General features: G+C 72.8%; 11 protein-coding genes. 8 read left to right on the forward strand and 3 right to left on the reverse strand.

The features are described from left to right. Positions 1-158 precede the first annotated feature (158 nt). From OHB00_RS29255 to OHB00_RS29280, 6 genes are all read left to right on the forward strand, one after another. The gene (locus OHB00_RS29255; protein WP_406439039.1) at positions 159-914 is read left to right on the forward strand and encodes a redox-sensing transcriptional repressor Rex; all 756 of its coding nucleotides are present in this window, start codon (positions 159-161) and stop codon (positions 912-914) included. Further along, complete coding sequence (locus OHB00_RS29260; RefSeq protein WP_406439041.1) at positions 911-2,596, forward strand: glutamyl-tRNA reductase; 1,686 nt, start codon at positions 911-913, stop codon at positions 2,594-2,596. Before OHB00_RS29255 ends, OHB00_RS29260 begins: the two co-directional genes overlap by 4 nt. Further along, on the forward strand, positions 2,593-3,552 hold the full coding sequence (gene hemC / locus OHB00_RS29265) for a hydroxymethylbilane synthase (protein WP_406439043.1): 960 nt from the start codon (positions 2,593-2,595) through the stop codon (positions 3,550-3,552). The genes OHB00_RS29260 and hemC overlap by 4 nt, the downstream gene beginning before the upstream one ends. Beyond that, positions 3,549-5,255 carry a uroporphyrinogen-III synthase gene (locus OHB00_RS29270; RefSeq protein ID WP_406439045.1) on the forward strand — a complete coding sequence of 569 codons (1,707 nt, stop codon included), beginning with the start codon at positions 3,549-3,551 and terminating at the stop codon, positions 5,253-5,255. Before hemC ends, OHB00_RS29270 begins: the two co-directional genes overlap by 4 nt. 253 nt (positions 5,256-5,508) lie before the next feature. Next, positions 5,509-6,501: a porphobilinogen synthase gene (hemB, locus tag OHB00_RS29275; RefSeq protein ID WP_406439046.1), complete on the forward strand. Its 993-nt coding sequence runs from the start codon at positions 5,509-5,511 to the stop codon at positions 6,499-6,501. 119 nt (positions 6,502-6,620) lie between these two features. Continuing rightward, positions 6,621-7,523 carry an SAM-dependent methyltransferase gene (locus OHB00_RS29280; RefSeq protein ID WP_406439048.1) on the forward strand — a complete coding sequence of 301 codons (903 nt, stop codon included), beginning with the start codon at positions 6,621-6,623 and terminating at the stop codon, positions 7,521-7,523. Here OHB00_RS29280 and OHB00_RS29285 read toward each other — a convergent pair. Further along, positions 7,496-7,699, reverse strand: coding sequence for a hypothetical protein (locus OHB00_RS29285; RefSeq protein WP_406439050.1), 204 nt, complete (start codon positions 7,697-7,699; stop codon positions 7,496-7,498). The genes OHB00_RS29280 and OHB00_RS29285 overlap by 28 nt on opposite strands. Before the next feature lie 451 nt (positions 7,700-8,150). Here OHB00_RS29285 and OHB00_RS29290 point away from each other — a divergent pair, with 451 nt between their 5' ends. Next, entirely contained in the window at positions 8,151-9,347 is a 1,197-nt protein-coding gene (locus OHB00_RS29290; protein WP_406439052.1) for a PLP-dependent aminotransferase family protein, read from the forward strand. A 114-nt stretch (positions 9,348-9,461) separates the two neighbouring features. On the opposite strand, the gene OHB00_RS29295 is transcribed toward OHB00_RS29290, so the two are convergent. Together OHB00_RS29295 and OHB00_RS29300 are read right to left on the reverse strand one after the other, a co-directional pair. After that, on the reverse strand, positions 9,462-10,235 hold the full coding sequence (locus OHB00_RS29295) for a DUF4253 domain-containing protein (RefSeq protein ID WP_406439054.1): 774 nt from the start codon (positions 10,233-10,235) through the stop codon (positions 9,462-9,464). 214 nt (positions 10,236-10,449) lie between these two features. After that, positions 10,450-11,301 carry a helix-turn-helix transcriptional regulator gene (locus OHB00_RS29300; protein WP_406439056.1) on the reverse strand — a complete coding sequence of 284 codons (852 nt, stop codon included), beginning with the start codon at positions 11,299-11,301 and terminating at the stop codon, positions 10,450-10,452. 86 nt (positions 11,302-11,387) lie between these two features. Between OHB00_RS29300 and OHB00_RS29305 the strand changes: the two genes are divergently transcribed. Then, positions 11,388-12,179 carry an SDR family NAD(P)-dependent oxidoreductase gene (locus OHB00_RS29305; RefSeq protein ID WP_406439058.1) on the forward strand — a complete coding sequence of 264 codons (792 nt, stop codon included), beginning with the start codon at positions 11,388-11,390 and terminating at the stop codon, positions 12,177-12,179. Positions 12,180-12,182: the final 3 nt, after the last annotated feature.

The following is a 12,182-nucleotide window of genomic DNA, read 5'->3' on the forward strand; positions in this document are numbered from 1 at the left end:
CCGCACGGCTGCGCCGGGGGCGCGTGACCCCGGTCACGTTGGCCGGGCAAATCGGACACCATCTTTGTGCACGCGTTCACAAAGACATAGCCTGCTGTCGACGGGGCGGTCTGGGTACGTGTGACCGTCCGCAGCCCCGCTCAACCCGTTGGAGCACCGTGGCAACTGGCCGAACTCATCGACCGGCGACCCGCAGCCGAGGGATCCCCGAGGCCACCGTCGCCCGGCTTCCGCTGTACCTCCGTGCCCTGACCGCACTGTCGGAGCGCTCGGTCCCCACGGTCTCCTCCGAGGAGCTGGCCGCGGCCGCGGGGGTCAACTCCGCGAAGCTGCGCAAGGACTTCTCGTACCTGGGTTCGTACGGAACGCGCGGTGTCGGCTACGACGTCGAGTATCTCGTCTACCAGATCTCCCGCGAGCTGGGCCTGACCCAGGACTGGCCGGTTGTGATCGTCGGTATCGGAAATCTGGGAGCAGCCCTCGCCAACTACGGCGGGTTCGCCTCCCGTGGCTTCCGGGTCGCGGCGCTCATCGACGCCGATCCGGCGATGGCCGGCCGGCAGGTCGCCGGGATCGTCGTGCAGCACAGCGACGACCTGGAGAAGATCATCTCCGGCAACGGCGTCTCCATCGGCGTGATCACCACCCCGCCGGGCGTCGCCCAGCAGGTCTGCGACCGGCTGGTGGCCGCCGGGGTCACCTCCATCCTGAACTTCGCGCCGACCGTGCTGTCCGTCCCGGACGGCGTCGACGTGCGCAAGGTCGACCTCTCCATCGAGCTGCAGATCCTCGCCTTCCACGAGCAGCGCAAGGCCGGCGAGGAGCACGAGGGCACGGCCGCGCCCGTCGCCCCGCACCAGGACGCCAGTGAGCAGGGGCCCGACGGGGACGTACCCGCCGTGATGCCGGCATGAGTCTCCTCGTCGTCGGGCTGAGCCACCGCAGTGCCCCGGTCAGCGTCCTGGAGCGGGCCGCACTGACCGCGGACGCCCAGGTCAAGCTGGTCCAGGACACGGTCGCCGCCGAGCCGGCCACCGAGGCGGCGGTGCTCGCCACCTGCAACCGCATCGAGCTCTACGCCGACGTCGACAAGTTCCACGCCGGGGTCGCCGAGCTTTCCACGCTGCTCGCCCAGCACAGCGGGGTCGGGCTGGACGAGCTCACCCCTTATCTCTACGTGCACTACGAGGACCGCGCGGTCCACCACCTGTTCTCGGTGGCCTGCGGGCTCGACTCGATGGTCGTCGGCGAGGGGCAGATCCTCGCGCAGCTCAAGGACTCCCTGGCCCGCGCGCAGGAGCTGCACAGCGCCGGGCGGCTGATGAACGACCTGTTCCAGCAGGGGCTCCGGGTCGGCAAGCGGGCGCACTCCGAGACCGGGATCGACCGGGCCGGACAGTCCCTGGTCACCTTCGGGCTCGAACAGCTGGCCGCCGGTGGCGATGTGCAGACCTGGGCCCGGGGCAAGAAGGCGCTGGTCATCGGTGCCGGTTCGATGTCCTCGCTGGCCGCGGCCACGCTCGCGCGGACGGGGGTCACGGAGATCGTCGTGGCGAACCGGACGTTCGACCGCGCCGAGCGGCTCGCCCAGATCCTCAACGAGGGCGATGACACGCACGTGGTGGCCCGCGCGGTACCGATGGATGCGGTGCCGGGCGAGCTGACACGTGCAGACGTCGCCATCTCCTGTACCGGGGCGACAGGGCTGGTGCTCACCGCCGACGCGGTCGCCGCGGCGGTCGAGGGCCGGACCGGTGAGCCCGTCGCCGAGATCGACGTACCGCCGGTGACCAGGCCGTCTTCCGCGGCCGGCTTCGGCACCGAGGAGAACTGCCCGCTCGACCTCACCGCCGCGCAGAGCGGTTTCTCCGTGATGGGGGAGGCCGCCGTCGCCGGGATGGCCGCCGCCGAGCTGGAGCAGCACGCGGCCTGGGTGGACAACGGGACCGTGGATCGCCGGGAGGCCGGCCGTCGTACCCCCGAGGCCGAGGCCGAGCTGATCGGGGCGCTCGCCGCGGCGGCCGCCCGGGTCGGGCGGATCCCGGAGCGGCGCAGGCCGGAGCCGGTCGCCGGGTTCGGGCGGCCCGCCCCCGCGCTCTTCCTCCTCGACCTCGCCATGCCCCGTGACATCGACGCGGGCGTGCACCGGCTGCCCGGGGTGCGGCTGGTGGACATCGAGTCGCTGGCGGAGGCGTCCGCGGACGCCCCGATGGCGGCCGACGTGGACCAGGTGCGGCGGATCGTTTCTGACGAGGTGGCCGCCTTCGGCGCGGCCCAGCGGGCGGCGCACATCACGCCCACCGTGGTGGCCCTGCGGACGATGGCCGCCGACGTCGTCGCGGGCGAGATCGCCCGCCTCGACGGGCGCCTGCCCGACCTGGACGAACGGCAGCGCGGAGAGATCCGGCAGGCCGTGCACCGGGTCGTCGACAAGCTGCTGCACGCGCCGACCGTACGGGTCAAGCAGCTCGCGGCCGAGCCCGGCGGCGCCGGGTACGCGGACGCGCTGCGGACCCTGTTCGACCTCGACCCCGAGACGGTGGCCGCCGTCTCCCGGGCCGTGGACAGCACAGACACGAAGGACCGACCGGCATGAGTGACAATCCACTGCGACTGGGGACCAGGCGATCCAGACTCGCCATGGCCCAGTCCGGGCAGGTGGCGGAAGCCGTGAGCCGGGTGACCGGGCGGCCCGTCGAGCTGGTGGAGATCACCACCTACGGCGACACCTCCCGCGAGCATCTCGCCCAGATCGGCGGCACGGGCGTCTTCGTGACCGCCCTGCGGGACGCGCTGCTGCGCGGCGAGGTCGACTTCGCGGTTCACTCGCTCAAGGACCTCCCGACCACCCAGCCCGAAGAGCTGGTGCTGGCCGCCGTACCGGTACGCGAGGACCCGCGGGACGTGATCGTCGCCCGGGACGCGCTGAAGTTCACCGACCTGCCGCGCGGGGCCCGCATCGGCACCGGTTCGCCGCGCCGGACGGCGCAGCTGAACGCGTACGCGCGGACCCACGGCCTGGACATCGAGACGGTGCCGATACGCGGAAACGTCGACACCCGCATCGGGTACGTCCGGGACGGCGAGCTGGACGCCGTCATACTGGCGGCGGCCGGCCTCAGCCGGATCGGCCGCATCGACGAGGTGACCGACTTCCTGTCGGTCGACACGGTTCTGCCCGCCCCCGGCCAGGGGGCACTGGCGATCGAGTGCGCCGCGGACCACGCGGAGCTGATCGCCCTGCTCGGGGAACTCGACGACCCGTTCACGCGGGTCGCCGTGACCGCCGAGCGCTCACTGCTCGCCGCCCTGGAGGCCGGCTGCTCCGCCCCTGTGGGCGCGCTTGCCGACCTGCTGGCCGACGGGCAGATTGTCAAGGAAATGCGCCTGCGGGCAGTCGTCGGCACCACCGACGGCACCCGGATGGTGCAGTTGTCCACCACCGGTCCCGTGCCCGAGACATACGACCAGGCGACGGCGCTCGGTCGCGAACTCGCCACCGAGATGCTTGCCCAGGGCGCGGCCGGTCTGATGGGGGAGCGAGCACAGTGAGCCCCACCAACCTTCCCGCCGGCCTCGATCACGGGCACGTCACCTTCCTGGGTGCCGGACCCGGGGATCCGGGACTGCTGACCTTGCGTGCCGTGGAGGCACTGTCCAGCGCGGACGTCCTGGTCGCCGAGCACGACGTGCTCGACGTGATCAGAACCCACGCCAGGCAGGGCGTCTCCGTCGTGACCACGAATCCGGATCCCTCGTCGGACCCGTATCCGGGCACAGGCACGCCTCAACTCACGGTTGTTGACGGCGCGTCAACAACCGCTTCCCTCCCGCCCGTGCGGGATGCGGCTCATCTTGTCATGGAGGCCGCGCGGGGTGGCAGGCGGGTCGTCCGTGCGGTGTCCGGGGACCCGGGACTTGATACGTACGCGACCGAGGAAATGCTCGCCTGCGTCGCCGCGGGTGTGCCCTTCGAGGTCGTGCCGGGTGTGGCGGCCGCGGTCGGGGTGCCGGCGTATGCCGGTGTGCCGCTGCGGGACGCGCAGGGCGCGGACGTCCGGTTCGTGGACGCCCGTACCGCCTCGGACCGGTGCTGGACCGAGGTCGGTGCCTCGGACGGCACGGTCGTCGTGTCGACGTCGCTCGACTCGGTGGCCGCGGCCGCCGGCGAGCTGGTCGCCGCCGGCCGCAAACCGGACACCCCGCTGACGGTCACCGTCGCCGGTACGACGACCCGGCAGCGGACCTGGACCGCCACCCTCGGCACCATCGCGCAGACGCTGAAGCAGGCGAAGGTGCTGCCCTCGCCGGACGGCGGCCGGCCGGTGATAGCCGTGGTCGGTGAGCGGTCCGCCGCCGCCCAGCGCGACCAGCTGTCGTGGTTCGAGTCCAAGCCGCTGTTCGGCTGGAAGGTGCTCGTGCCGCGTACGAAGGAGCAGGCGGCGTCCCTCTCCGACCAGCTGCGCTCCTACGGGGCCGTGCCGCACGAGGTGCCGACGATCGCCGTCGAGCCGCCGCGCACGCCCCAGCAGATGGAGCGGGCCGTGAAGGGGCTCGTCACCGGGCGGTACGAGTGGATCGCCTTCACGTCGGTCAACGCGGTGAAGGCGGTCCGGGAGAAGTTCGAGGAGTACGGGCTCGACGCGCGCGCCTTCGCGGGCATCAAGGTCGCGGCGGTCGGGGAGCAGACCGCCAGGGCGCTGGTCGCCTTCGGCGTGAAGCCGGATCTGGTGCCGTCGGGTGAGCAGTCGGCCGCCGGGCTCCTTGAGGACTGGCCGCCCTACGACCCCGTCTTCGACCCGATCGACCGGGTGTTCCTGCCGCGCGCCGACATCGCCACGGAGACGCTGGTCGCCGGGCTGATCGAGCTCGGGTGGGAGGTGGACGACGTGACCGCCTACCGGACGGTGCGGGCGTCGCCGCCGCCGGCCGAGACCCGGGAGGCGATCAAGGGCGGCGGCTTCGACGCGGTGCTCTTCACGTCGTCGTCCACCGTGCGGAACCTGGTGGGTATCGCCGGGAAGCCGCACAACGTGACGGTGATCGCCTGTATCGGGCCCGCCACGGCCAAGACGGCCGAGGAGCACGGGCTGCGGGTGGACGTGATGGCGCCGGAGCCGTCGGCCGCGAAGCTGGCGGAGGCGCTGGCGGAGTTCGGCCTGCGCAGGCGCGCGAGCGCGCTGGAGGCCGGGGATCCGGTGACGCGGCCGAGCGAGCGGCGGCCGGGGGCGCGACGGAGGCGTACCACTACGTGAGGTGAGGCGAGAGGGGGGTCCGGGGCTGCGCCCAGGGCCCCCTTGCCGTGGGTGGGCGCCGCGGGCCGGTGGGGGCCTGTCGCGCAGTTCCCCACGCCCCTCACGGGGTGCCTTTGCTCACGCGGTGTCATGGGCGACCAACTCCAGGGCCGGCACAGCCTGAAGAAGCTGGAGTCCGAGCTGGAGGTCTGACCTGCCGGCGCCGACGCCGAGTCGGTAAGCGCGCCCATGTGGCGGGCGTAGCGTAGAGGGCATGACGAAGTACGGCTCCTTCCCCGGAACGCGGCCGCGGCGGCTGCGGACCACCCCCGTCATGCGGCGCATGGTCGCCGAGACCCGGCTGCATCCCGCGGACTTCATCCTCCCGGCGTTCGTCCGCGAGGGCGTGAGCGAGCCCGTGCCGATCGCCGCCATGCCCGGCGTCGTGCAGCACACCCGGGACAGCCTGAAGAAGGCGGCCGCGGAGGCCGTCGAGGCGGGCATCTCCGGAATCATGCTGTTCGGGGTGCCCGAGGAGAGCAAGAAGGACGCCCTCGGCACGCCCGGCACCGACCCCGACGGGATCCTGCAGGTCGCGTTGCGCGATGTACGGGCCGAGGTCGGGGACGACCTGCTCGTGATGTCCGACCTGTGCCTCGACGAGACGATCGACCACGGCCACTGCGGTGTGCTCGACGCCCAGGGGCGCGTCGACAACGACGCCACCCTGGAGCGGTACGCCGAGATGGCCCAGGTACAGGCCGACGCCGGAGCGCATGTCGTCGGACCCAGCGGGATGATGGACGGGCAGATCGGCGTCGTCCGCGACGCGCTCGACCAGATCGGGCGCGAGGACGTCGCGATCCTCGCCTACACCGCGAAGTACGCCTCCGCCTTCTACGGCCCCTTCCGCGAGGCCGTCGGGTCCTCGCTGAAGGGCGACCGCAAGACCTACCAGCAGGACCCCGCCAACGCGCGGGAGTCGCTGCGGGAGCTGGCCCTCGACCTGGAGGAGGGCGCCGACATGGTGATGGTCAAGCCGGCCGGGCCCTACCTCGACATCCTCGCCCGGGTCGCGGACTCCGTGGACGTCCCGGTCGCCGCCTACCAGATCTCCGGCGAGTACTCGATGATCGAGGCCGCCGCGGAGAAGGGCTGGATCGACCGCGACCGGGCGATCCTGGAGACCCTCACCGGCATCAGGCGGGCCGGCGCGCAGAACATCCTCACCTACTGGGCGGTGGAGGCCGCCCGGATGCTGGACTGAGCCGACACCCGAGGCGCACGATCAAGTCGCCTTCGGCGTTAGGTTGTTGAGCAGCGGTGGTTGATCGTTTGAGGACGACTTCCGCCGCTCTTCCTCCGCCGACCGTCCAGGAGACGCCGATGTCCGGTGACGCCCTCAGCCAGGACCCCGCCGAGTCGCGCAGGAGGATCGACAACACCAGGGCCCACCCGGCCCGGGTGTACGACGTCTTCCTCTGCGGCAAGGACCACTACCCCGTGGACCGCGCCGCCGCGGCGGCCGCGCTCGCCGCCAACCCTCGCGGCTACCTCGATGTCCGGCACAACCGCGACTTCCTGCGCAGGGCGGTGACCAGACTCGTCGGCGGGGACGGCATCCGCCAGTTCCTCGACATCGGCAGCGGTCTGCCCACCGCGCAGAACGTCCACCAGATCGCCCAGCGGATCAGCCCCGACTCGCGGGTCGTCTACGTCGACAACGACCCGGTCGTCCTCGCCCACGCCCGCGCCCTGCTCACCAGCGGGCCCGAGGGCCGCACCGACTACATCGACGCCGACTTCATGAACCCGGCGGAGATCCTCGAACAGGCCGCGAAGACACTGGACTTCGACCGGCCCGTCGCCCTGTGCCTGGTCGCGATCCTGCACTTCGTGGAGGACGAGCAGGCGTACCCGATCGTGCGCGAGCTCCTCGACGCCCTGCCGTCGGGCAGCCGGCTGGTGCTCAGCCACCTCACCGAGGACCTCAACCCGGAGAACGTCCGCGCGGTCCAGCGGACCTACACCGAGCGGGGCTTCACCTTCGTGCTGCGTTCCCGGGCCGAGGTCGAGCGCTTCTTCACGGAGAACGGTCTGGAGCAGGCCGACCCGGGTGTGGTCCCCGTCCACCACTGGCACGCGGACAACGCGGCCCCGGTCCCCGAGCAGCCGGAGGCCGCCTACCTGGAGTCCCTCGACGACATCGAGAAGGTCCGGTACGCCGGCATCAACGACGTCACCGACGCCGACATCAACGTCTACGCGGGCGTCGGCGTCAAGGCCTGAGCCGTGCCACCGGCCGGTCCGGCGGCGGGCTGGGAACGGGCGGCGGAGGGGCCCTCGTCGCGTACGCCCTCGCCGTCCCGGCACCCGCTGAGCACGGTCGCGGCGACCAGCGCCAGGGCGGCCGCCGCCAGGAGACGGCGGCGGCCGGCGGCCGGGGTGCGGTGCGTGACGGACATACGAGGGCTCCCTTGACGATCTCGGCGCGGTCGGCGGCGGTGGGGGAAGGGGGCGGGGGCGGGGTGCGACGGTCTTGAGGTGCCCTCAGCCTGCGGGCGGGCCCGCCCGTCCCACCAGACCTGTCAGGAGATCCGGGACGCCTGGTCCCGGTCCACCCCTGTGACCTGTGCGGATCCCATCCCGTGGGACGACGGCACGGGACGGTCCGGCCTGGCGACAGGGCCCGGCGGCAGGGGCTGGCGACCCTGCGGCGACGCCGCGCCGACCCTGCGTCGGTGCTGCGGCGACTCCGCGTCGGTGCTGCGTCGGTGCTGCGTCGGTGCTGCGGCGACCCCGCGGCGGTCGACGTCAGACCCCGCACCGTCCGTCCGGATCGCGGAATTACCGGTGTAGGCGGCACGTACTTCTCTACGCTCCCGCCAAGACGAGGATCAGCCCAAGGAGCCGTCCATGACCCTCAGCACTGCCCCCGCCGCCCCGCTGCCCCCGCTCGCGGCCCGGGCCCGCGCCGTCGGCGGATCGCCCGTGCGGGAGATACTCGCGGTGACCGCCCGCCCCGAGGTCATCAACTTCGCGGGCGGGCTGCCCGCCCCCGAACTTTTCGACCGGGAGGGCATCGCCGCCGCCTTCCGCGCGGTGCTGGAGGAGGAGCCGGAGCGGGCGTTGCAGTACTCGACGACCGAGGGCGAGCCGGCCCTGCGGCAGCGGCTGGCGGCGCGCGTCTCCGGGCGGGGCCTGCCCACCGACCCCGCCGACCTGCTCGTCACCACCGGCTCCCAGCAGGCGCTCTCCCTTCTCGCGAGCGCGCTCATCGACCCCGGGGACACGATCCTCGTCGAAAGCCCCTGCTACCTGGCCGCACTTCAGGTGTTCGGGCTGGCCGGAGCGCGGGTGCTGCCAGTGCCCTGCGACGCGGACGGCGTGGACCCCGCCGCCCTGGAGGAGCTGATCCGCGCCGAGCGGCCCAAACTCCTCTACCTCGTCCCGACCTTCCAGAACCCCACCGGCCGCACCATGCCCGCCGCCCGCCGCGCCGCCCTCGCCACGGCCGCCGCCCGGCACGGCCTGTGGATCGTCGAGGACGACCCCTACGGCGAACTGCGCTACGACGGCGACCACGTCCCCTGGATCGCCTCCTTCCCCGGCGCCGAGGACCGGACGGTCCTGCTCGGCTCCCTCTCCAAGGTCATGGCCCCCGGCCTGCGCCTCGGCTGGCTCCGCGCCCCGGACGCCCTGCGGCGCGCCTGCGCGGTCGCCAAACAAGCCGCCGACCTGCACACCCCGACCCTCAACCAGCTTGCCGCGGCCCGCTACCTGGATGTCCTGGACGCCCATGTCGCCAAGGTGCGCGCGGTGTACGGCGAACGCCGGGACGCCATGCTCGCCGGACTGGCCGACGCCCTCCCGGCCGGCTCCGCCTGGGACCGGCCCGAGGGCGGCATGTTCCTCTGGGCCCGGCTCCCGGAGCCGTACGACACCACCGCGCTGCTCCGCCGGGCGGTGGACCACAACGTCGCCTACGTCCCCGGCGAGCCGTTCTACGCCGCCGACCCGGACCGCTCGACCCTGCGCCTGTGCTTCGTGACGCAGACACCGGAGGAGATCGGGGAGGGGCTGCGCAGGCTGGCGAAGGGGCTGGGCGGCTGAGCACTCTGCTGGAAGCGCTGCGATGTGCCGTCGATCGTCTGCGGCGCTGTCGTGGCTGGTCGCGCAGTTCCCCGCGCCCCTTCGGGGCGCTGCCGAACCGCAGTGGACTTCGTCTCAGTCCCACCAGAAGTGCCACAGCCGTTCGCCGACCAGTTGCTCGGCGTACGACGAGAGGGTGTCGTCGGCGCCGGGCAGTACGGTGTACGGGCAGAACGCGAAGTGCTCGGCGGCGACCGCCTCCGCCTCGTCGAGGTCGGCGGGCGGGGCGGCGACGGAGAGCGCGAGGTGGTCGAAGCCGAGGGCCACCACCCGGATGCCGAAGCGGTCCTCCCAGGAGCGCAGCACCGCGCACAGCCGGGCCACGTCCTCCTCGTAGTTCACCGGGCCGCTCCAGCCGATGGCCGCAGGTATGTCCGCGCTGCGCCGGGCGGACACCAGCGCCAGATGCGGCTCCTTGAGCCAGGGCCGCCCCTGGCTCAGCGCGTCGGCGACATCGGCCGCCCGCGCGTCGGGGTCGGCTATCAGCGCCGGGGCGGCGGCGAGCCCCGGCCACTCCTCGCCGTCCGGCGCGTCCTCCTCCCAGAAGTCCTCCAGCACCTCGTCGGCTTCGTGATCCCCCGGGTACGACGTCTCACCGGGAGCGAAGTCCCAGTCGTCGACCTCGGACACGTCGATGAGCACCGGCAGCAGCCCCGCGCGGGCGGCCGGCGCGCCCAGCGCGGTCCACGTCCCGGGCCCGGCGGGCTGCCCGGCGTACCACAGCAACGGCTCGTGCCACGGGCCGTCGAGCGTGTCGTCGAGCAGCGTCCCGGGCGGGAGTTGAAGCCCCAGGGACCGACCACTCGGGTCGGTCGCCAGCTTGGGCAGCGGGTTGGGAAGAGTCGCCATGGCAGTGAACTGTAAGGGGCGGCACTGACAACGCCGGACGCGGTTGTCCCACAGAGGCGGTGAAGGCGGGACCGGTGAGCGAGCTGGCCACGAATGCTCTCCTGCGGGCTGCTGCTGGTCGCGGCGCTCGCCGGCAATCGGGGGTGGGCGGAGCGGGCGCTCGGCAAGGTGGTGTGGGCCGAGTTCGAGCGCTCGGTCGGGACGGGTGCGGGCGCTAGGGCAGGTAGTGGCTGGCTCCTGCTCCCAGGACGTTCAGCAGGGCCAGGGCCTCGGCGCCGGGGGATCCCGGCGGGGCGGTGTAGAGCACGAGGTGCTGGTCGCAGTCGGTGAGGGCGAGGGTGTCGCAGTCGACGGTGACCTCGCCGACGGCCGGGTGGTGGAAGGTCTTGGTGAGCATCGGCGCCGCCTGTACGTCGTGTTGTTCCCAGAGCCGGGCGAAGTCGGGGCTGGTGGCGCGGAGTTCCTCGACGAGGCCGGTCACCGCGGGATCGGTGGGGTAGCGGGCGAGGGTGGTGCGGAGCTGGGTCACGACGCTCAGCCGGAAGTCGGCGGCGTCCGAGACTCCGTAGAGGGTCCCGTCGGTGTGCTGTGGTCCGGGGAAGGCCCGGCGGGCGAGATTGCGGTCCGCGGGGGTGAGCGGGGCGAAGTCCTCCATGAGCGCGGCGGCGAGGTCGTTCCAGGCGAGGACCTCGCACGCGGCGGACATCACGAAGCCGGCGGTCTGCGGCAGCCGCTCCAGGAGCGCGAGGATGCTGGGGCGGACGTCGCGCCGGTGCACTCCGGTCCGGTTCGGCGCGGTGCCCGCCAGGACGTGGAGGTGGTCGGACTCCGCGTCGGTGAGCCGCAGCGCTCCCGCGATCGCGGCCAGGACGTCGCCCGAGGGGCGGGGCGCCCTGCCCTGCTCCAGGCGGATGTAGTACTCGGTGGAGATGTGCGCGAGGACCGCCACTTCCTCGCGGCGCAGACCAGGGGTGCGCCGTCGTGGGCCGCGGGGGAGGCCGACGTCCTGGGGGCGGAGCCGCTCGCGGCGGCTGCGGAGGAACGCCCCGAGCTCCTGTTTGTCCATACGGCCAGTGTGCGCGCGGCGCGGCGGCGGATCCTGGTACAGCCTGTGCCTGTATCCGGTCCGCGTGCGGCCGGAGGCTGTCTGGCATGACGAACCACACGAACACCACTGACATTGCACCTGTCGGCCTGCTCACCGGCAAGGTCATGTTCATCACCGGCGCCAGCCGCGGCATCGGCGAGGCCGCGGCCCGGCTCTTCGCCGCCGAGGGCGCCGCCGTCGTGCTCGCCGCCCGCAGCACCGGCGCCCTGGAGCGGATCGTGAAGGAGATCCGTGCCGACGGCGGCACCGCCGACGCGGTCACTCTGGACCTCGCCGACAGCGCGAGCATCCGCGCCGCCGTCGACCGGGTCGAGGAACTGCACGGCCGCCTGGACGGCGCCTTCAACAACGGCGCGGTGATCCAGCGGCCCGGCCCGTTCGACGCCACCAGCGACGAGGACATCGACAGGCAGTTCACCGTGAACTTCCGCGCTCACTGGACCGCCATGAACGCCGAGGCCGCACTCATGCGGAGGGGCGGCGGCGGGGCCATCGTCAACACCTCCAGCATCGGCAGCCGCCGTGCCAATCCCAGCCTGCCCGCCTACGGGGCCATGAAGCGCGCGCTCAACAGCCTCACCGAGACCGCCGCGGTCGACCTGGCCCCCGCCGGCATCCGGGTGAACGGCATCACCCCCGGCGGCACCGCCACCGAAATGATCGACGAATGGGAAGCGGCGACTCCCGGCATCAAGGAGGGGATGAGCGCGAGGATCCCGCTGGGCCGGATGGGCGAGCCCCGGGAGATCGCCGAGGCGGCCGCCTGGCTGCTCAGCGACCGTGCCTCGTACGTGACCGGCGCGATCGTCCCGGTCGACGGCGGCGCCGGCGCCTGAGCA

Source organism: Streptomyces sp. NBC_00631 (genome assembly GCF_045206895.1).
GTDB lineage: Bacteria > Actinomycetota > Actinomycetes > Streptomycetales > Streptomycetaceae > Streptomyces.

What these genes read in the sequence shown, in the direction of transcription:
- OHB00_RS29260 (WP_406439041.1), top strand. Translation starts at nt 911, where the DNA reads ATGAGTCTCCTCGTCGTCGGGCTGAGCCACCGCAGTGCCCCGGTCAGC.
- hemC (WP_406439043.1), top strand. Translation starts at nt 2,593, where the DNA reads ATGAGTGACAATCCACTGCGACTGGGGACCAGGCGATCCAGACTCGCC.
- hemB (WP_406439046.1), top strand. Translation starts at nt 5,509, where the DNA reads ATGACGAAGTACGGCTCCTTCCCCGGAACGCGGCCGCGGCGGCTGCGG.
- OHB00_RS29280 (WP_406439048.1), top strand. Translation starts at nt 6,621, where the DNA reads ATGTCCGGTGACGCCCTCAGCCAGGACCCCGCCGAGTCGCGCAGGAGG.
- OHB00_RS29285 (WP_406439050.1), bottom strand. Translation starts at nt 7,699, where the DNA reads ATGTCCGTCACGCACCGCACCCCGGCCGCCGGCCGCCGCCGTCTCCTG.
- OHB00_RS29290 (WP_406439052.1), top strand. Translation starts at nt 8,151, where the DNA reads ATGACCCTCAGCACTGCCCCCGCCGCCCCGCTGCCCCCGCTCGCGGCC.
- OHB00_RS29295 (WP_406439054.1), bottom strand. Translation starts at nt 10,235, where the DNA reads ATGGCGACTCTTCCCAACCCGCTGCCCAAGCTGGCGACCGACCCGAGT.
- OHB00_RS29300 (WP_406439056.1), bottom strand. Translation starts at nt 11,301, where the DNA reads ATGGACAAACAGGAGCTCGGGGCGTTCCTCCGCAGCCGCCGCGAGCGG.
- OHB00_RS29305 (WP_406439058.1), top strand. Translation starts at nt 11,388, where the DNA reads ATGACGAACCACACGAACACCACTGACATTGCACCTGTCGGCCTGCTC.